This window comes from Vibrio sp. 2130-1 (assembly GCF_033339515.1).
This window is the reverse complement of the sequence record NZ_JAWOUT010000696.1, coordinates 1-525: the sequence shown is the minus strand read 5'-3', so window position 1 is coordinate 525 and position 525 is coordinate 1. Positions and strand designations below refer to the sequence as shown.

Sequence of the window (525 nt, the reverse complement as noted above, 5' to 3'; positions counted from 1 at the left end):
ATTAACTCACTAGAAAGTAACTTGTTTGAGTACGGCAGCAAATACACAGGTGATATGCCGAAATACAAAGACGCGTTCTCGGCATCTGACCACGATCCTGTGATCATCGCGATTGATTTACCTGATACGGATATCGATTTACCGAAAGCGGGTGAAAACTTAGCGGTAGATGTACGTTTGCCACCAAACGCGGTTGCAGGTGACATCGTGACTGTTAGCTTAACCGTCGCGACTCAAGCTACCGCTGTAAGTAGTGACGCGAAAGCTTACTCAGCGAGCAAGACTTTAGATCAAACGGACATTAAAGCGCGCAGCGTGAATGTTGAGTTTGAACAGGCGCCAGAGCAAGGTAACTACCAACTGGAAGAGAAAGTGACAGACTCGACTGGCAACGTCGTTAAGTTTAGCTCTGCCCGTGCAGTCTCTATGACTCAACCTGAAACGGGCACCACAGATTCGAAAGACTCTGATGGTGGTTCGTTTGGGTTTGGTGCACTGCTAGCAATGCTTGGACTTGGCTTGTTC

The 525-nt window shown here is 48.0% G+C and carries 1 pseudogene; it reads left to right on the top strand.

The features are described from left to right. Nucleotides 1-525, top strand: a pseudogene (locus tag R7Q09_RS28200) (nuclease); the annotation flags it as partial.